This window comes from Rhizobium sp. BK418 (genome assembly GCF_004341105.1).
GTDB lineage: Bacteria > Pseudomonadota > Alphaproteobacteria > Rhizobiales > Rhizobiaceae > Rhizobium.
In genome coordinates this window covers 410492-429825 of record NZ_SLZK01000005.1, presented here as the reverse complement: position 1 = coordinate 429825, position 19334 = coordinate 410492, and the positions used below count along the sequence as shown (strand labels likewise).

The window sequence follows — 19334 nt, the reverse complement described above, 5'->3', positions numbered from 1 at the left end:
GTTATCTTCACCAGTGCCAAGAGGAGCCCGAGCCGCTCGGGATAGAGAGATGCGTTTTTCCGTGCTGCCGGCCTTTGTTCTGCTGCTGCCGCTTGCAGAGATTGCCGGTTTCGTCATTGTCGGCCGTGCGGTCGGGCTTGCCGCAACGCTTGCCCTCGTCGTGCTGGGCTTTGTCGTCGGCTCCTTCCTCCTGCGCAGGCAGGGTATAGGCATCCTGCGTCGCATGTCTGCGGAGGGCCGTACCGGCGCCATGCCCGGGCGGGAACTACTCAATCCGGCGATGAATGTGATCGCCGCGCTGCTCTTCATCATCCCGGGTTTTCTCTCCGACATATTAGCGATTCTGCTCCTCATCCCCCAGGTTCGCAATCTGCTCTGGCGATCGATCGCGAAGCGCTTCGTCGTGGTCGACACGAGCGGTAACGGCTTCTCCGCATCCTCGCGTCCGGAATTTCGGAGCCGACCGGGCAAGTCTGGCGATTCAAAGGTAGTCGATCTCGATGAAGAGGACTATCATCGCGAACCGAACGAAAAGTCACCCTGGTCCGGCAAAAAGCTCGGCGACTGAGGCCGCCGCACGTTTCCTGCCCCGGAGGCCCAGGGTTGTAAGCCTATCCGCGAAATGTTAGATGGCGGCACTACCAATGCCCTCGAGGAACAGCCATGGCAGACGACAATAACAGCAACGGTGCAACAAGCCCGACACTCTCGATCCTTGCCCAATACGTCAAGGATCTCTCCTTCGAAAATCCGGGCGCACCGCGCTCTCTTCAGGCCCGTGACAAGGCGCCGGCGATCAACATCAATGTGAACGTCAATGCCAATCCGCTGTCCGAAACGGATTTCGACGTCGTGCTCTCGCTGATTGCTGAAGCCAAGGATGGTGACAAGACGGTATTCCACACCGAGCTGGTCTATGGCGGCGTGTTCCGCGTTGCGGGTTTCCCACAGGAGCATATGCTGCCGGTTCTCTTTATCGAGTGCCCGCGCATGCTTTTCCCGTTTGCCCGCCAGATTATCGCAGACGTGACGCGCAATGGCGGCTTCCCGCCGCTGATGATCGATCCGATCGATTTTGCGCAGATGTTCGCGCAGCGTGTTGCCGAAGAGCAGGCCCGTTCCAAAGTTCAGGCCGTTCCGAATTAAGTCGGGCTTACAGGCTCTCAAACTCGAATGCCCGGGCGAAACCCGGGCATTTTCATTTCAGGAGAACTGGTCGTATTTCGACCAGATCCCTTTCGACCCAAGCTTGGCGATCAAGGCGTCATGCGCCTGCACCTCCGCTTCGGTCAATCGTGGCGCCAGAGGCTTCGGCCGTTCCATGATGGCCGTCACCATGACTTCTTCCACCAGGTCGTCACCCTTGTTCTGGCTAGCCGATCCGACCACGCCGAGGCCGAGTGCAGCCTGTCGGCCGCCGATCATCTCGATATAGACTTCAGCCAAAAGTTCGGAGTCGAGCAGGGCTCCGTGCTTTGTCCGGTGCGAATTGTCGATGCCATAACGCCGGCAAAGGGCGTCGAGAGAATTCGGACCCATGGGATGCTTGCGCCGGGCAAGCGACAGCGTATCGACCACACGATCAGGCAGGATCGGGGGCAGGCCGAGGCGGGCAAGCTCAGCATTGACGAAGCCCATGTCGAAGGTCGCGTTATGGGCGATCCATTTGCCGTCACCGAAAAAGTCCAGGATCTGCTCGACGACGTCGGCAAAAGGAGGCTTGTCCTTCAAGAACTCGTCGGTGATGCCATGGACGGCCAGCGCATCCGGATGAACCTTCTGATCGCCGGGGTTTACGAAGAGATGGATCGTCCTGCCGGTCGGGAAATGATTGAGGAGTTCGATGCCGCCGATTTCGATGATGCGGTCCATGCGGTTATCGAGGCCGGTTGTTTCCGTATCGAAAATAATCTCACGCATGTGGGCCTTCTTCCTCCGCAATCCGCTTCTTCAATTCGGCTATGATATTTGCCACCTGTTTCCTTGCCGTCTCAATGCTATGGCTGCTGTCCACGATGTAGTCAGCGCGACGGCGTTTTTCCGCATCTGATATCTGGCGGGAGAGAATCATATTGAATTTTTCTTCCGTCATGTTCGGGCGCGCAAGCACCCTCTTGCGCTGAATCTGTGGATCGGCACTGACGACGACAACAGCATCGACCCTCTGCTCGGCGCCGGTTTCGAAAAGTAGGGGGATATCGAGGACAACCATCTCAGCCCCCGCTTCCTTCTCACGCTGCAGGAATTCGATTTCCCGTTTGCGCACCAGGGGATGAACGATCTGCTCCAGTCTTTTGAAACCGTCAGGATTCTGTGCCAGCTGTCGGCCAAGCTCCTGGCGGTCGACGGCACCGTTTTTCATCGTGCCGGGAAACGCGGCATCAACCAATGGGGCTGCCTCGCCAGCATAGAGATCATGGACAACCGCGTCTGAGTCGTTAACCGGGACACCAGCTTCGGCAAAAAGCTTCGCTGCCGTCGACTTGCCCATTCCGATGGAGCCGGTGAGGCCGATCTTCAGCATTAATGTTTTTCCATATCCGCAATGATCAAAGCCCGCAGGGTCTCGTCGACGACGGGCCGTTTGCCGAACCACTTTTCAAATCCCGGCACGGCCTGATGCAGCAGCATGCCGAGTCCATCGACAATGGCAAAACCTTGTTCCTCCGCCTGGGCGAGGATCGGGGTTTTCAGCGGCACGTAGACGATGTCGGTGACGACGGCATCCGGAGCCAGTGGCGAGAAATCGATCGCAGGTGCTGCCTCGCCGTCCATGCCGAGAGAGGTGGTGTTGATGAACAGCCCTGCCCCTTTCATCACTTCACCGAGGGCTGCCATCGGATGGGCTTGAACCTTCGGACCGAACCGGTCGGCCAGTTCCCGCGCCCGTTCGACCGTGCGATTGACGACGTGGATTTCCTTGAAGCCGCGGTCGCGGACCGCCTGGATGACGGCGCGGCTTGCGCCGCCGGCGCCGAAGATCACGGCCCTGTCGTGCCGGTCCCAGCCTGGATGCCGTTCATCGAGATTGGCGGTGAAGCCGCGGCCATCCGTGTTGGTGGCGAGAAGTTTTCCGTCCTCCAGCCACAGTGTATTCGAGGCGCCGAGTTCTTCTGAGAGTTCATCCGGCTGATCGGCCAGTTTGAAGGCCAATTCCTTGTGAGGGATCGTAACGTTGCCACCAATGAAGCCGGCGCTGCCGTCCTTCAGGGAGGCGATAAAATTCTCAAAGTTTTCCGGAGCGACCTCATGGGCGCGGTAGCTGCCCGGCAGACCGAGTGTCTTCAGCCAGTAACCGTGGATCAATGGCGAGCGCGAATGCCTGACGGGAAAGCCCGTGACAAACGCTTTCGGTCCCAGTGTTTCACGTGAATCATCCATCGATCGCATCCAGTTCCCGGAGTTTTGCAAGGAGTGGTAACATCGGCAGGCCGAGGATCGTGAAATAGTCGCCGTCGATCTTCTCGAACAGCTGGATCCCTTCCCCTTCGAGTTGATAGGCGCCGACGCTCGCCAGTGCCTTCGTGCCGACGCGCTCCAGATGGCGCGCAATGAAATCGTTTGTTAGCGGCCGCATGGTCAGCTCAGCGTGAGAAATATGCCGCCATAAGACCTCACCATCTCTGATGATTGTCACCGCGCTGTTCAAGCGATGTGTCTTACCCGCGAGGGTACGCAGATGATTGGCAGCATCAGCCATGTCTTGTGGTTTGTGAAAGACCTGCGAGACGAGGGACATCGTCTGATCCGAACCGATGGTCAGCGCACCGGTGAACTGCTGGCTGACATATCTCGCCTTTGCTTCCGCCAGTACGAGCGCCACTTCATCCGGCGTTGCACCCGATTTTTCCAAAGGCGCCTCGATTGCCCGCTCATCTATCTGGGCGGCATGCGCTTCGAATGTGAGGCCGGCATTTTCCATCAGCATACGCCGGAACGGACTCGACGATGCAAGAACGAGCTTCGGTTTCATCCAAGTCCTCGACAGCAATTCGGTTGTTCAGCGCTTAACGCAGCTTCGGTCGCAGGGCAACGATGGCTGCCGCCGTTTCTTCGATCGAACGCCTCGTTACATCGATCATCGGCCAATTATGCCGGGCACAGAGCGAGCGCGCATATTTCAGTTCCTCCGAGATTGCCGCGCGGTCGGTATAGTGCTCACGGTCGAAACCAGGTGTTGTTCCGAGCAGACGGTTTTCCCGAACTTGAGAGATCCGGTCGGTGGTGGCGATGAGACAGACGATCAGAGGCTTGGTTGCGGTCAGCAGACCCTCTGGGAGAGGCACACCGTAGACGATCGGTATATTGGCAGTTTTGATGCCGCGGTTTGCGAGATAGATGCTGGTCGGCGTTTTTGATGTGCGGCTGATGCCGACAATGACGACATCGGCCTCGTTATAATCCTCGTGCATCTGACCGTCGTCATGATCCATTGTGAAGTTTAGGGCTTCGATACGGGCGAAATATCCGGCATTCATGACATGTTGCGCGCCGACGCGGCGTCTTGACGGGGCGCCGAGATAGATCTGGAATGCGCCGATGACCGGCTCCAGGACGTTGACGGATGCAACCCCCATTTCCGCACAACGCTCGTCGATGAGGCTAGCAAGATCGCGGTCAACAATCGTGTAGAGCACGATGCCCGGTTCATTGTCGATTGCCTGGAGAACCGGCATCAGCTGCTTGCGATTCCGGATCAACGGATAGACGTGCTCGATTGGCTGGGCGGACTTGAATTGCGCCGATGCGGCTCGGCCGGCCGAGATCAGAGTCTCTCCGGTGGAGTCAGAAATCAAATGCAGATGAAAGAAGTTGGTTCTGTTCTCCACGCTATTTTCCGCTGCCTGTTGAAAAGACTGGATAGCGAAGAGCTAATGGGCGAGCCAGGATGGAGGCAAGGGAAAACATGCCCCCTTTTCCACATTCCGGATTTGGCGATGTCATCTTCTAGCTGCTTGTGGAGGATGTGGACCATGTCCAAAAGCTTTGCCGGAATTCACAACTTATCCACAAAGAGGATTTCAAATTGCACCAGACGAAGCTTCTAAAATCTTTATCAGATTTCGGCTTTCCTCGGCTTTTGAGATCATCCAGCAATTTTTGTACCTGCTACTCGCGTTCGCCGTGACAAATAGCGCTGTCGGTGGATCGATATTAATCCTTGATAGACACCGACTCTAAGAAATAGAAATCTTTTAAAATATCTTTGGATTTTTATAGGGAAGAAGCGCTTGAACAAAATGCGCCGGAAAATCATGCGGGTTCTCGACGGTGAAACACTGAGCCCACCTCCTCTCTGGCTGATGAGACAGGCAGGCCGCTATCTGCCGGAGTACAGAGAAACGCGCGCCAAGGCGGGAAGTTTCCTCGACCTCTGTTATTCGCCGGAACATGCCGTTGAGGTTACGCTCCAACCAATACGACGCTACGGCTTTGATGCTGCCATCCTGTTTTCCGATATTCTGGTGATCCCCGATGCGATGAAGCGCAACGTGCGCTTTACCGAAGGACACGGTCCGGAAATGGATCCGATTGATGAGGCGGGTATTGCGGGTCTCGATGGAGAGAATGTCGTCAATTACCTGCAGCCGGTCCTGGAGACCGTGAGGCGGCTGAGAAACGAGCTTCCAGCGGAGACGACGCTTCTCGGTTTCTGCGGAGCGCCGTGGACAGTGGCTACCTATATGATTGCCGGTCATGGCACGCCGGACCAGGCGCCTGCCCGTCTCTTTGCCTATAAGCATCCGCGTGCTTTCGAACATTTGCTGATGCTTCTTGCCGATGTTTCAGCTGACTACCTCGTGGCGCAGATTGATGCGGGTGCTGATGCAGTGCAGATCTTCGATTCTTGGGCCGGTGTTCTCGGTGAGAAGGAATTTGAAGCTTTTGCTGTCCGCCCCGTTGCCCGCATGATTGCTTCCATCAGGGCGCGTCGGCCACAGGCGCGGATCATCGCCTTCGCCAAGGGTGCAGGCTGCCTGCTCAAGACCTACCGGCAGAAGACGGGCGCGGATGCAATCGGGCTCGACTGGTCCGTCCCACTCACCTTTGCAGCCGAACTGCAGAAGGATGGACCAGTTCAAGGCAATCTCGATCCGATGCGTGTCGTTGCCGGTGGTCGTTCACTCGAGGAAGGTATCGACGATATTCTCCAGGTGCTTGGAAATGGACCGCTGATCTTCAATCTCGGTCATGGTATCACGCCACAGGCAGACCCGGAGAATGTACGACTGCTTGTCGAGCGCGTGCGCGGCACGGGAGTTTCGTGATGGAGAGGCAGGCCGATGAAAGGTCGGGCGCCTACGCCCGCCGGCGGGCGCATTTTGCGCTAATTTTCTTTGCACTTCTGGCCGTCGGGCTTTTCGTTTGGAACCCGGACAATCTCTATCTCTGGATCAAGGCGCTCCATATCATTGCCGTGATCTCGTGGATGGCTGGGCTTTTCTACATGCCGCGGCTTTTCATCTATCACACAGATGCAGAACCCGGCTCTGTTCAATCCGAAACCTTTAAGGTGATGGAGCGCCGGTTGCTCAGGATTATCATGAACCCGGCCATGATGCTGACCTGGATTTTTGGTCTTTATCTTGCCTGGTCCGTCTATGGTTTTCAGGGCGGCTGGTTGCACGCAAAGATTGCGCTGGTTGTCCTTCTGACCATCGTTCATGTCTTTTTCAGCAGGGCTGTGCGGGCGTTTGAACGGGATGAAAACCGTCGTTCGGCTCGCTATTGGCGCTTCATGAACGAGGCGCCGACTTTGCTCATGATCCTCATCGTGATCCTTGTTGTGGTAAAGCCTTTTTGAGGCGAGAGATGGTACAGCTTAAATTTCAGGGATTTTAAGCAACCCCCTTGCGGGGCGGGTCCCGACTCGCTATTTTCCGCCCATCTCATCTTCGTGGCATGTGTGTAGAGTTCAGTCGCCTGCGAGCCCTTCGCAGTACCGAATACGACCCAACATCGCCTTTCCCCTTCTAAAATAAAGAGTATTGGTCACTTCATGGCTGAAATGAAGCTTCAGGAACTTAAGAGTAAATCCCCGACTGATCTTCTGGCTTTTGCCGAATCGCTCGAGGTCGAGAATGCGAGCACTATGCGCAAGCAGGAGCTCATGTTTGCAATCCTCAAAGTTCTTGCCAGTCAGGACATCGAAATCATCGGCGAAGGCGTCGTTGAGGTCCTTCAGGATGGTTTCGGGTTTCTCCGTTCCGCAAATGCGAACTATTTGCCCGGCCCGGACGATATCTACATCTCCCCTTCGCAGATCCGCCGTTTCTCGCTGAAGACGGGCGATACGGTTGAGGGTCCGATCCGCGGTCCGAAAGAAGGCGAACGCTATTTTGCGCTTCTGAAGGTCAACACGATCAATTTCGACGATCCGGAAAAGATCCGTCACAAGGTCCACTTCGACAACCTGACGCCGCTTTATCCGAACGAGCGTTTCAAGATGGAACTCGATGTTCCAACCTCCAAGGATCTCTCGCCGCGCGTCATTGATCTCGTGGCACCTCTCGGCAAAGGACAACGTGGCCTGATCGTCGCTCCGCCGCGTACAGGTAAGACGGTTCTTCTGCAGAACATTGCTCATTCGATCACCGCGAACCATCCCGAATGCTATCTGATCGTTCTGCTGATCGATGAGCGCCCGGAAGAAGTCACGGATATGCAGCGCTCGGTCCGCGGCGAAGTCATTTCTTCCACATTCGACGAGCCAGCGGTGCGCCATGTCCAGGTCGCCGAGATGGTGATCGAAAAGGCCAAACGCCTTGTGGAACACGGCCGAGATGTCGTCATTCTGCTGGACTCCATTACCCGCCTTGGTCGTGCTTATAATACAGTGGTTCCCTCTTCGGGTAAGGTTCTGACTGGTGGTGTTGACGCGAATGCCCTGCAGCGCCCGAAGCGTTTCTTCGGTGCAGCACGCAATATCGAAGAAGGTGGTTCGCTGACCATTATTGCGACAGCGCTGATCGACACCGGAAGCCGTATGGACGAAGTCATCTTCGAAGAATTCAAGGGTACCGGTAACTCGGAAATCGTCCTCGATCGTAAGGTGGCCGACAAGCGTATCTTCCCGGCCATGGATATTCTCAAGTCCGGTACGCGTAAGGAAGATCTTCTTGTTCCACGGCAGGATCTTCAGAAGATTTTTGTCCTGCGTCGCATCCTCGCTCCGATGGGAACGACCGACGCGATTGAGTTCCTCATCGACAAGCTGAAGCAGACGAAGAATAATGGGGATTTCTTCGACTCGATGAATACTTGATTATTAGCCGGATCCCTCAGATTGAGGCTGGTGAGTCGTTATGCGACCGCCAGCCTTTTCTGTTTCGGATTGATTCGAAAACGAACTAGTAGGCAGAAGATGGAAATGTGGAACGATACCATATTTGCGCTTTCTAGTGGCGCTCCGCCGTCAGGCGTGTCTGTTGTTCGTGTCAGCGGTCCGCAGACCCGTCAGATACTGGAACGGTTAATCGGTGATGTCCCCTCACCACGATCGGCCGCCTACCGAACGATTCGTTCGCGGAACGATTTAGTCATCGACGCCGGATTGGTCCTCTTTTTTGCGGGTCCGGCCTCGTTCACTGGCGAAGACTCGGCGGAGTTCCAGGTCCACGGTTCTAAAGCTGTGATATCGGCCCTCTTGAGGGAGTTGGCGTCGTTCCCGCAGACCCGGCTGGCGATGGAAGGTGAATTCAGTCGGCGTGCTTTTGAAAACGGTAAGCTCGATCTCGTGGAAGTTGAGGGATTAGCGGACCTTATCGCAGCCGAAACTGAAATGCAGCGTCGTTTGGCGCTTGAACAGAGCAGAGGTGGCCTTTCGCGACTATATGATTCGTGGGCGGAACGAATTACACGTTCTCGCGCCCTGATAGAGGCCGAACTTGATTTTCCGGACGAAGACGACGTTCCCGGATCTGTTTCTGATCAGGTCTGGACATCGCTGGCTCAGCTCCGGAGCGAGGTGGAAGATCATTTGTCGCATGCCGACGTGGGCGAAGTCGTTCGCGATGGTTTCAGGGTAGTGATTGCCGGGGCGCCGAATGCGGGCAAATCAAGCTTGATGAACTGGTTTGCGCAAAGGGACGTGGCGATCGTTACTGAGATCGCTGGAACCACGCGTGATGTGCTCCATGTAGACATCAATCTGAATGGCTATCTGGTCAAGCTCTACGATACAGCCGGCCTGCGCGACACGGTTGATGTCGTAGAGAGAGAGGGTATCAGAAGAGCGCAGATGGCGCTGAACGATGCGGACCTTGTTCTCTTTCTGATCGACAAAGGAGCCCCGCAACCGGTCGATCCTGCCGACTTGGAACGCGCTTCATCGCATGTTATTGTTGGCACCAAGCACGATCTATATCCATCGACAGGATCGTATGGCCTTGAGATTTCCACAAAGACGGGCCAGGGTCTTCCGGAACTGAGGGATTATGTTTCATCGTTCATCGAACGGAAGTTTGGGGGATTATCCTTGTCCGTTCCGACACGAGAGCGGCACAGGGATTCGCTCTCGAAATGCTTGGCCGCCCTATCGCAAGCAATTGATCATAACGAGATGAGCCTAGAGATCAGGGCCGAATATTTGAGGCTTGCTGGTGATCATTTGGGGCACATTACCGGACATGTTGATGTCGAAGACCTTCTTGGTGTCATCTTTTCGGAGTTTTGTATCGGGAAATGATTCACGTGGAACAGTAAACCCTGTTCACTGTGAATGGTTTCACGTGAAACCTTTTGGAGTAGCGCATGAGCGCCAATAGTTATGATGTTATTGTGATCGGCGGCGGTCATGCGGGATCGGAAGCAGCGGCAGCGGCCGCAAGAATGGGTGCAAAAACTGCGTTGATCACGCATCGTCGCGACACGATCGGTGTCATGTCTTGCAATCCAGCCATTGGCGGGCTCGGTAAAGGACATTTGGTACGTGAGATCGACGCAATGGATGGTCTCATGGGCCGTGTTGCCGATGCAGCCGGCATCCAGTTTCGTATGTTGAATAAGAAGAAAGGTGCGGCAGTTCGCGGACCGCGGACCCAAGCTGATCGCAAACTCTATCGCCTCGCAATGCTTGGCGCCATTGAGGCGATCGACACCCTTGAAATAGTGGAGGGCGATGCGTTTGACCTCGATATTAGAGACAATCGAGTCGCAGGCGTAATAATGAAGGATGGAAGACTTTTCGCGAGCTCGTCCGTCGTTATCACGACAGGCACGTTCTTACGCGGTCTTATTCATATCGGAACTGAAAAGACTCCTGCTGGTCGAACGGGTGAGGCGCCTTCCCTCGGGCTTTCGGCGACACTTGCTCGGTTGGGTCTGAAACTGGGGCGGCTGAAGACCGGGACGCCGGCGCGTCTGAATGGAAAAACGGTCGACTGGGAGTCGGTGGGGCGTCAAGCGGCTGACGATGAGCTGATTCCCTTTTCTTTCATGACGGACCGCATTGTGAATCAACAAGTCGAATGCGGGGTTACGCGCACGACCGAGGCAACTCATCGGATCATCGTGGAGAATCTTCATAAATCGGCGATGTATTCCGGTCAGATCGAGGGTGTAGGCCCCCGCTATTGTCCGTCAATCGAGGACAAGCTTGTCAAGTTCGGTGAGCGTGACGGGCATCAAATCTTCCTGGAGCCAGAGGGATTAGATGATGATACGATTTATCCCAACGGCATTTCGACATCACTTCCAGCCGACGTGCAGGCTGCGTTTATCAGGACAATCCCGGGACTCGAACAGGTAGAGATCTTGCATCCCGGTTACGCGATTGAATACGATCATGTGGATCCGCGGGAGCTATCGGCGACACTAGAAGTCAAAAAGCTTCCAGGGCTTTTTCTTGCTGGTCAGATCAACGGCACCACCGGCTATGAAGAGGCCGGCGCGCAGGGGCTGGCGGCTGGTCTCAACGCAGCTCTATCAAGTAGCAACTCCGCTCCCTTCGTATTCAGCCGCACAAACTCCTACATTGGCGTTATGATTGATGATTTGACTTCGCAAGGTGTTACGGAGCCGTATCGAATGTTCACGTCGCGGGCCGAGTACCGATTGACCCTCCGGGCGGATAACGCTGACGCACGACTTACGCCAGCGGCAATTGAACTTGGATGCATTTCCGCGGACCGGCGCAAGCGATTCCTCGCATACCAGGGCGCGCTTCAGGATGCGAGAGCGCTGCTGCAATCTTTGTCAGTAACACCTAGTGAAGCACGTCGGGCCGGCCTCAATCTCAATCTGGATGGCCAACGGCGGACGGCCTATGAACTTCTCTCCTACCCTGTATATGGCTTCCAGGATTTGGGCAAAGTATGGGAAGGCTTGGGCTCTATTTCGAAAAAGGTAATGGAAGCCTTAGAGATCGAAGCAAGTTACTCCGTATATATGGATCGTCAGGCTGCTGCTATCGAGGTGCAGCGACGCGACGAGGCGCGCCTAATCCCGGTCGATTTCGATTACAGCGTCTTGTCGGGGCTTTCGAACGAACTGAAAATTAAGCTCAGCGTACAGAGGCCTGCAAATATCGCCCAGGCCCTTAAAGTGGAGGGCATGACACCGGCGGCGATTTCTCTCTTGCTGGTACATCTACGCCGCCACGACCGTACCGGTAAGCAAGTCGCATAATTGCTGCAGGGTTTGAGAGTCTCTCGGATGGAATTGAACGGACTACGTGTTTCACGTGAAACACAAGAGCGTTTGCAGCATTTCGCGGCGCTCTTCACAAAATGGGCCAAGACTATCAACCTTGTCGCTCCCTCCACGTTGGACGACATGTGGAACCGGCATATCGCGGATAGCGCACAGATATTCCAGATCTCCCCTCAGCCACAGACATGGGTCGATCTTGGAAGTGGTGGCGGGTTCCCCGGTGTGATTACCGCGATTTTTCTGGCGGAACAGCAGGCTGGCTGGGTCCATCTGGTTGAAAGCAATAATAAAAAGGCGGCATTCCTACGAACAGCCTTAAGGGAAACCGAGGCGCGGGGTGAGGTGCATGCCATTCGTATCGAAGATGCGTTTGCTATTGTCCCTTCCTGCGACGCTGTCTCCGCTCGGGCCCTCGCTGATCTCAACAAGCTGGTCGAATATGCATCGCCTTGGATGGTCGGCAATGGAAATAATCGTGCCTATTTTCATAAAGGTCGGGATTACCAGAGGGAAATTCAGAAAGCTCATAGTCGCTGGGCGTTCGATCTGGTAGAACACAATAGCGTCGTTGAGCGAGATTCTGTAATTCTCGAAATATCAAACCTTCGGCGCTTGGTTTAACAAAGCGGATATTGCGGCAATGGCTGGCGAACGTAATCGGATTATCACCATCGCAAATCAGAAGGGCGGCGTTGGCAAGACAACCACCGCAATTAATTTGGCTACCGCTCTTGCTGCCATCGGCGAGCGGGTGCTGATCATCGATCTTGACCCCCAGGGAAATGCAAGCACTGGTTTGGGTATCGATCGTCGCGATCGCAAGCTTTCCTCTTATGACCTGATGGTTGCAGACGCTGGTGTTGCTGAGACCGCTTTGGAGACGGCCGTTCCCAATCTGTTCATTGTTCCGTCGACGATGGATCTTCTCGGGGTGGAAATGGAGATCTCTCAGCAGAGCGATCGCGTCTTCAAGCTCAGAAAGGCCCTGTCTTCCGCCGAGGCCCTATCATTTTCTTACATTCTCCTGGACTGCCCGCCCTCTTTCAATCTCTTGACAATGAATGCTATGGCGGCTGCCCATTCCGTATTGGTGCCATTGCAATGCGAGTTCTTCGCGCTCGAGGGATTGAGTCAGCTTTTGGAGACTGTCAATCAGGTGCGCCGTACGGTCAACCCGCAGCTCGATATCCAGGGCATCGTGCTGACGATGTTCGATGCTCGTAACAATCTGGCGCAGCAGGTCGTCAATGATGTGCGCACTCACCTTGGGGAGAAAGTGTATCACACACTTATCCCGCGTAATGTTCGTGTTTCAGAGGCGCCCTCCTACGGCAAACCGGCGATTCTTTACGATCTCAAGTGTGCCGGCAGTCAAGCTTATTTGCAGCTCGCGTCAGAAGTCATCCAGCGGGAGCGGCAGAGATTGGCAGCTTGAAGAGTGCATGACATCGTGAGCGAGTTTTAAACATGAATGACGATACATCGAAAAGACGGCTTGGCCGCGGCCTTGCAGCCCTCATTGGTGAAATGGATCAGCCCGTTCCGGCAGATGCGGAACGGACTGCGGTCAGCGCCGACCGAATGATCCCCATCGAGTTCGTCACTCGCAATCCTCGCAACCCTCGCCGTTTCTTCGATGATGCCGAGCTTCACGACCTCGCGAGCTCGATTCGCCAGCACGGCATCGTTCAGCCGATCGTCGTCAGAACACTCGCGCGGGATCGCTATGAAATCATAGCCGGCGAAAGACGCTGGCGTGCCGCTCAGTTGGCGGGTTTGATCGAAATTCCTGTTATCATCAGGGATGTAGATGACAAAACGGCGCTGGAAATTGCGATCGTTGAGAACGTCCAACGTTCCGATCTCAATGCTCTCGAAGAAGCGCTGGGCTATGAGCAGCTCATCGCTGAGTATGGATATACTCAAAATGATCTCGGTGAGATCATCGGCAAGAGCCGCAGCCACGTCGCCAATTCTTTGCGCCTGTTGAAGCTGCCTGAGCCGGTCCGTGACATGCTGGCTGCTGGGAGTCTTTCCGCTGGTCATGCGCGCGCTTTGGTCTCCACGTCGGATCCCGCCGCACTCGCGCGCACAATCGTCTCCAAGGGTATGTCAGTACGCGATGCTGAGAAGCTCGCGCAGCACGACATCAAGGCGCAGTCCGAGCCACAGGCGCCCGTTCAGAAGAACCAGAAGGATTCCGATACATTGGCGCTGGAGCGGACGCTGTCGGATGCGCTTGGGCTTGATGTGTCCATTAATCACAAGACCTACGGCGGCCAGATCCGTATTTCCTATAAATCCTTGGAACAGCTCGAGGAGGTCTGCCGGCTTCTGGAGCGCCGCTGATCAAGCTTGGGAGCGTCTTCCTGACTGCAGTGTGGAAAGCAACGTTTGCATGGCGATGCTGTCTTCGAGGATTTGACGCTGTCTTGTTTGCAGGACAGCTGCCTGCAGACGTTTTGTCTCACGGGAGATAGCGTCGGCGCTCCAGTTTCTTAACGCCTGTTCCACAATTGGCTTGCGGCGGAAATGAAGATGTCTGCCCAGCGTCTGCATGATTTGTGTAGGTTGCAGTTTCTTCTCGTCCATTTCCGCACGCATCGTATCGAGAAGCTGGAATTGCCGAAGGCAGGCTTGAAGAACCAGAAAAACCGAGGTCTTGGAGCTGGTGATTTTCTGCATCGCATGCAGGAAGCTGTTGCCGTCACCACTCAATATCGCATCCACGGCATCATCGACGGAAATGGCGCTAGCGTCTCCAATTATTTCGGTAACGTGATGTTCATCGATCGTTCCCATGCCCCGGCAATAAAGAGCGAGTTTCCGAATCTCATTTCTGGAGGCAATTCTGTCTCCGCCGATCAACGCGACGAGCGCTTGTCTAGCGGCGGGGGTTATACCCAATCCTTCAGCGGAGAGCTCGCTGTCGATTACCGCGTTCAAGGCGCGGCCATCGTCGGCGTAGCAGGGGATAGCGACAGCGGTCCGCGCGGCCTCGACCGTTTTACGCAGGGCTGACCCCTTCTTCAGGTCGCCTGCTTCAACGATGATACTGGCTGCCTCCAGGGAAGTGCCGCCTAGAAAGGCGATAGCATCGATGAGATGTTTCTCGTTTGCAGCCCCCCTCACCCATATCAGTTTTTCACCGCCGAAAAGGCCAATGGACTGGGCTTCATCGACCAAGCGACCAGGCTCTCTCTGAAGATCGCTGACATCAAGCTTGGTGAGAGAGAAGGGATCGTTCTGATCGATACCCGTCTTTCCGGCGAGTATGCCAGCCCGCTCGGAAACGAGCCCGCGATCTGGACCATAGATCAGATAAATGCGATACTGGCGCGCAGATCTCTGCAGAAACCCTTCAAACTCATGAGATTTGATTTCCGCCACGCCGCCGCTCCCTTAGCGGCTGAGCGCGGCGGCCAGATCCGCTCCTACGAACTCGGCCGCCTGATTGGCGGCGCGATTTTCGGCATCGAGAATTGCTCTCTGCTTAGCGAATTCCTGGCTCGGAAAGTCAAGCAGAGACGTTGCAGAACGGCTGCCTGCCTTGATGATCCGATTGTCCTTCGTCGTCCGCAACGTATAGCTGACTGTCACCGTGGCACGTCCTGCACGGGACGTATCCGAGGACTGAACGAGCAAGGTGTCGGCAACATAGGACGAAACCTGCATATCAACCATATAATCGGGCTTCTCAGGTTCACCGGCACCGCGGGAGGCCAGGAAGATCAGATGGTTGCGAACTTCTTGCCCGACACGCGTACTTGCTTCGGAAAAGCCGACAGAGCCAAGCTTCGCTGTAACGCCCGTGCTTTCGGAATAGAGCGGCCGAACCTGACAAGCGGAAAGGAATGCCGTGGAGACGAGAATCGTTACGATGCCGGCGCGGCGCGCAAGCTTGCGGGCGAAATCAGACGACAATGTTTACAATCCTTTGTGGAACCACGATGATTTTTTTCGGTGCCTGACCGTTTAAGACATTCTTCACCGCGTCCAATTCCAGCACGGCTCCGGTGACGGCATTCTGATCTGCGTCGCGAGAAATTGTCAATTCGGCGCGCTTCTTGCCGTTGATCTGCACAGGAAGGATCACGTCGTTCTCCACGACGAGGGCTTCGTCATAGTGCGGCCAGGCCGTATTGGCGATCAGATCTTTGTTGCCGAGCGTCATCCAGCATTCTTCCGCCAAATGCGGGGTCATTGGTGCGACGATCTGAATCAGGATCTCGGCCGCGTCGCGGATCGCAGCCCGATAGGCTGCATCACCCTCGCCGGCTGCAATCTTCGTCAGTGGGCCCGCCAAGGCGTTGACGAGTTCGTAGATACGCGCGACAGCCTTGTTGAACCAGAGCCGGTCATAGTCGTTCTGGACCGCCTTCAGCGTCTTGTGGGCGAGCTGAGAAATTGCCAGCGCCTCGCCTTCTTTCGCCGGCTTCGGTTCCACGGCAGAGAGTACTTCGGCTGCTTCGGAAATCAGGCGCCACAGACGCTGTGTGAAGCGATGAGCACCTTCAACACCGGCTTCCGACCAGATCACGTCGCGCTCTGGTGGAGAATCCGACAGGACGAAGAAGCGGGCAGTGTCGGCGCCGTAGGATGCAATGATATCATCGGGATCCACGACATTTTTCTTCGACTTCGACATCTTTTCGATCGAGCCGATGGTGATTTCCTCGCCACCTTCCAGCAGATAGGCGCTGCGCTTTCCGTCGATCTCCTCGATGCGGATGTCGGCGGGCGAAACCCATTCGCGGTGCATGCCGGCACCACGGCTATAGGTTTCGTGGACCACCATGCCTTGAGTGAAGAGGCCCTTGAAAGGCTCCTTGACATCTACATGTCCGGTTTCACGCATCGCGCGGGTGAAGAAGCGCGAGTAGAGCAGATGCAGGATCGCGTGCTCGATACCGCCAATGTACTGGTCGACCGGCAGCCACCGATTGGCGGCAGCCGGGTCGGTCGGCTGCTTCTCCCAGGGTGCCGTGAAGCGGGTGAAGTACCAGCTCGAATCGACGAAGGTATCCATCGTATCCGTTTCACGGCGCGCATCCTTGCCGCATTGCGGGCAGGCGACGTGACGCCAGGTCGGGTGACGGTCCAGCGGGTTGCCGGGCTGGTCGAAGGTCACGTCTTGCGGCAGCTTTACCGGCAGGTCCTTCTTCTGAACCGGCACGACGCCGCAATCCTCGCAATGGATGACCGGGATCGGACAACCCCAGTAACGCTGGCGGGAAATGCCCCAGTCGCGCAGACGGAAGTTGACCTTGCGCTCGCCCTGCGGTGCATTGCCGAGCAGGGTGGAAGACAGCTTGTCGGCGACGATCTGGAAAGCTTCGTCTGTCGTCTTGCCATCAAGGAAGCGCGAGTTGATCATCAGGCCCTCGCCGTCGTATGCGACTTCGCCGACGGTGAAGGTTGCGGCATCGCCGTCTTTCGGCATGACGACCGGTACGACCGGCAGACCATATTTGCGTGCGAAATCCAGGTCTCGTTGGTCGCCGGAGGGGCAGCCGAAGATGGCGCCTGTGCCATAATCCATCAGAACGAAGTTGGCGACGTAGACCGGCAGCTCCCAGGATGGGTCGAGCGGGTGCTTCACGCGAATGCCGGTATCCATACCCCTCTTCTCGGCCGTCTCGAGCGCGGCAAGAGAGGTGCCAGCGCGGCGGCATTCCTCGCAAAAAGCCTCGATATCAGCATTTTTGCCCGCCATCTCCTTGGCAAGCGGATGATCGGCAGCGATCGCCAGGAAGGAAGCGCCGAACAGCGTATCGGGGCGCGTTGTGTAGACCGTCACCTCGGTTTCGCCGGCAGGCGCAGTTTCCGGAACGATTTCCCAGCGGATCGTCAGACCTTCGGAGCGGCCGATCCAGTTCTTCTGCATCAGGCGCACTTTTTCCGGCCACTGGTCGAGCGTGTCGAGCGCATCCAGCAGATCCTGGCTGAAATCGGTGATCTTGAAGAACCATTGCGTCAGCTCGCGTTGTTCTACCAGCGCGCCAGAGCGCCAGCCGCGGCCGTCGATGACCTGTTCGTTGGCGAGGACGGTATTGTCGACCGGGTCCCAATTAACCTTGGACTGCTTGCGATAGACGAGGCCCTTTTCCAGGAAATCCAGGAAGAGATGCTGTTGCTGCTGATAGTATTCAACATCGCAGGTGGCGAATTCGCGCGACCAGTCCAGCGACAGGCCCATGGCCTTCAGCTGCGCCTTCATCGAGCTGATGTTCTGATAAGTCCACGAGGCGGGGTGTACGCCGCGCTCCATCGCCGCATTTTCTGCCGGCATGCCGAAGGCGTCCCAGCCCATCGGATGGAGGACGTTGTAGCCGCGGGCGCGTTTGTAGCGCGCCACCACGTCGCCCATCGCATAGTTGCGAACATGGCCCATGTGGATACGGCCCGACGGATACGGGAACATCTCGAGGACGTAATATTTCTCGCGCGGATCGGAGTTGTCGGTCTCGAAGACCTTTTCCTCGTTCCATTTTTGCTGCCAGCGGGGCTCAGCATCGCGCGGATTGTAACGTTCGGTAGCCATAGTATCAGAATTTCCGGAAAATCAGGGGAGGTTGGTCGAGACCTTCACCATGAAACCAACCAAGCGTCAAGTTTTGCGGGCGCTTCAGGTGTTCGATCTCGGCTGTGGAGCGATTTCGTGGAGACAAGTCTTGGCAAGGCCACTGCGGGTGATTAGTGCATTGGCAGTGGAATTATGCGTGATGTCGGGGCAGAGCGATGGAACTTCAAGAGCGATTGAACGAAGTGCGGTCCAAGATCGCCGCAGCAGAGCGGGATGCCGGTCGCGCTGCACGCTCCGTCGAGCTCGTGGCTGTCTCAAAGACGTTTGAGGCCGATACCATTCGCCTGGCAATCGAGGCGGGCCAGCGCGTCTTCGGAGAAAACCGCGTTCAGGAAAGCCAGGGAAAATGGCCGGACCTGAAAAAAGAAATACCTGGTATCGAGCTACACCTCATCGGTCCGCTGCAATCCAATAAGGCTGCCGAAGCAGTTGCGCTCTTCGACGTCATCGAAACCGTCGACCGTGAAAAGATTGCCCGCGTCATAGCTGAGGAAATGAAGCGGCAGGACAAGGCGCTGCGTCTCTATGTGCAGGTCAACACTGGGCTCGAGCCACAGAAGGCCGGCATAGCGCCGGACGACGCAGCGGCTTTCGTAAATTTCTGCCGCGATGAGCTCGGCCTTGCCATCGAGGGGCTCATGTGTATCCCGCCGGCGGAAGAAAATCCCGGTCCGCACTTTGCCCTGCTCGCCAAGCTTGCCGAAAAATGCGGCGTCAAAAAGCTTTCGATGGGCATGTCCGGCGATTATGAAACTGCCATTGCGTTCGGCGCCACCAGCGTACGCGTTGGTTCGGCGATTTTCGGCGCACGTTAACGAATAGCGGAAGAGGCACTCTGCGAATCAGAAGGAGCCTTCATGATTCAAGTGGGTATCCAGCTGCCGTTGTTTGGAAAGCGATAATATTCATTAATACGAAGAAAAGTTTAAGGAGGCGATTTCTCTGGTTAACGCCAAACCGAGCAATCCTCGTGGTGATATTCTAAGCTTTTTTAATCATTGAAAAATTTTTGATGATCCCTCGCGCTTTTCCAAAGCCGATCGATTGCTGCCGCAAGCCCTAACGAGAGCTTAAATTAAATTTTCCGCAAGCCTAA

General features: G+C 55.9%; 19 protein-coding genes. 11 read left to right on the top strand and 8 right to left on the bottom strand.

Features of this window, described 5'->3' with window-relative positions; all coding sequences use genetic code 11:
• Positions 1-49 precede the first annotated feature (49 nt).
• Positions 50-568, top strand: a complete 519-nt coding sequence (locus EV281_RS21890) for an FxsA family protein (protein WP_132656168.1) — start codon at positions 50-52, stop codon at positions 566-568.
• A 95-nt stretch (positions 569-663) separates the two neighbouring features.
• Positions 664-1146, top strand: a complete 483-nt coding sequence (gene secB / locus EV281_RS21885) for a protein-export chaperone SecB (RefSeq protein WP_132656166.1) — start codon at positions 664-666, stop codon at positions 1144-1146.
• Between the two features lie 57 nt (positions 1147-1203).
• Here secB and dnaQ read toward each other — a convergent pair whose 3' ends face one another.
• From dnaQ to EV281_RS21860, 5 genes are read right to left on the bottom strand one after another with little or no spacing between them, the layout of a single operon-like run.
• Positions 1204-1920: a DNA polymerase III subunit epsilon gene (gene dnaQ / locus EV281_RS21880; protein ID WP_132656164.1), complete on the bottom strand. Its 717-nt coding sequence runs from the start codon at positions 1918-1920 to the stop codon at positions 1204-1206.
• On the bottom strand, positions 1913-2524 hold the full coding sequence (gene coaE / locus EV281_RS21875) for a dephospho-CoA kinase (RefSeq protein WP_132656162.1): 612 nt from the start codon (positions 2522-2524) through the stop codon (positions 1913-1915). Before coaE ends, dnaQ begins: the two co-directional genes overlap by 8 nt.
• Positions 2524-3381 carry a shikimate dehydrogenase gene (locus EV281_RS21870; RefSeq protein WP_132656160.1) on the bottom strand — a complete coding sequence of 286 codons (858 nt, stop codon included), beginning with the start codon at positions 3379-3381 and terminating at the stop codon, positions 2524-2526. Before EV281_RS21870 ends, coaE begins: the two co-directional genes overlap by 1 nt.
• Entirely contained in the window at positions 3374-3973 is a 600-nt protein-coding gene (locus EV281_RS21865) for a Maf-like protein (protein ID WP_132656158.1), read from the bottom strand. Before EV281_RS21865 ends, EV281_RS21870 begins: the two co-directional genes overlap by 8 nt.
• A gap of 34 nt (positions 3974-4007) precedes the next feature.
• Entirely contained in the window at positions 4008-4829 is an 822-nt protein-coding gene (locus EV281_RS21860) for a pyruvate, water dikinase regulatory protein (RefSeq protein WP_132656156.1), read from the bottom strand.
• Positions 4830-5231: 402 nt separating this feature from the next.
• On the opposite strand from EV281_RS21860, the gene hemE reads away from it, so the two are divergent.
• The 8 genes from hemE (at position 5232) to EV281_RS21820 (ending at position 14001) form a co-directional block, all read left to right on the top strand.
• Complete coding sequence (hemE, locus tag EV281_RS21855; RefSeq protein ID WP_132656154.1) at positions 5232-6269, top strand: uroporphyrinogen decarboxylase; 1038 nt, start codon at positions 5232-5234, stop codon at positions 6267-6269.
• A complete protein-coding gene (gene hemJ / locus EV281_RS21850; protein ID WP_132656152.1) occupies positions 6269-6805 on the top strand; it encodes a protoporphyrinogen oxidase HemJ in 537 nt (178 codons plus the stop codon). Before hemE ends, hemJ begins: the two co-directional genes overlap by 1 nt.
• A 195-nt stretch (positions 6806-7000) precedes the next feature.
• On the top strand, positions 7001-8266 hold the full coding sequence (gene rho, locus EV281_RS21845; RefSeq protein WP_029868909.1) for a transcription termination factor Rho: 1266 nt from the start codon (positions 7001-7003) through the stop codon (positions 8264-8266).
• Between the two features lie 99 nt (positions 8267-8365).
• Positions 8366-9688, top strand: coding sequence for a tRNA uridine-5-carboxymethylaminomethyl(34) synthesis GTPase MnmE (mnmE, locus tag EV281_RS21840; protein ID WP_132656150.1), 1323 nt, complete (start codon positions 8366-8368; stop codon positions 9686-9688).
• A gap of 65 nt (positions 9689-9753) precedes the next feature.
• On the top strand, positions 9754-11628 hold the full coding sequence (gene mnmG, locus EV281_RS21835) for a tRNA uridine-5-carboxymethylaminomethyl(34) synthesis enzyme MnmG (RefSeq protein ID WP_132656148.1): 1875 nt from the start codon (positions 9754-9756) through the stop codon (positions 11626-11628).
• Between the two features lie 27 nt (positions 11629-11655).
• Positions 11656-12273, top strand: a complete 618-nt coding sequence (gene rsmG / locus EV281_RS21830) for a 16S rRNA (guanine(527)-N(7))-methyltransferase RsmG (protein ID WP_132656146.1) — start codon at positions 11656-11658, stop codon at positions 12271-12273.
• Between the two features lie 19 nt (positions 12274-12292).
• Positions 12293-13087 (top strand): ParA family protein, encoded by a 795-nt coding sequence (locus EV281_RS21825; protein ID WP_132656144.1) that lies wholly within the window; start codon positions 12293-12295, stop codon positions 13085-13087.
• Between the two features lie 32 nt (positions 13088-13119).
• Positions 13120-14001: a ParB/RepB/Spo0J family partition protein gene (locus EV281_RS21820; protein WP_132656142.1), complete on the top strand. Its 882-nt coding sequence runs from the start codon at positions 13120-13122 to the stop codon at positions 13999-14001.
• Here the strand turns inward: EV281_RS21820 and holA are convergent, their stop codons facing one another.
• The 3 genes from holA to leuS are packed head-to-tail and all read right to left on the bottom strand — an operon-like array spanning position 14002 to position 18196.
• Positions 14002-15042 carry a DNA polymerase III subunit delta gene (gene holA / locus EV281_RS21815; protein WP_132656140.1) on the bottom strand — a complete coding sequence of 347 codons (1041 nt, stop codon included), beginning with the start codon at positions 15040-15042 and terminating at the stop codon, positions 14002-14004.
• Positions 15043-15054: 12 nt separating this feature from the next.
• Positions 15055-15576 (bottom strand): LPS assembly lipoprotein LptE, encoded by a 522-nt coding sequence (gene lptE, locus EV281_RS21810; protein WP_132656138.1) that lies wholly within the window; start codon positions 15574-15576, stop codon positions 15055-15057.
• A complete protein-coding gene (gene leuS / locus EV281_RS21805) occupies positions 15566-18196 on the bottom strand; it encodes a leucine--tRNA ligase (RefSeq protein WP_132656136.1) in 2631 nt (876 codons plus the stop codon). The genes lptE and leuS overlap by 11 nt, the downstream gene beginning before the upstream one ends.
• A gap of 197 nt (positions 18197-18393) precedes the next feature.
• Between leuS and EV281_RS21800 the strand changes: the two genes are divergently transcribed.
• Positions 18394-19053: a YggS family pyridoxal phosphate-dependent enzyme gene (locus EV281_RS21800; protein ID WP_132656134.1), complete on the top strand. Its 660-nt coding sequence runs from the start codon at positions 18394-18396 to the stop codon at positions 19051-19053.
• The last annotated feature ends 281 nt before the right edge of the window (positions 19054-19334 follow it).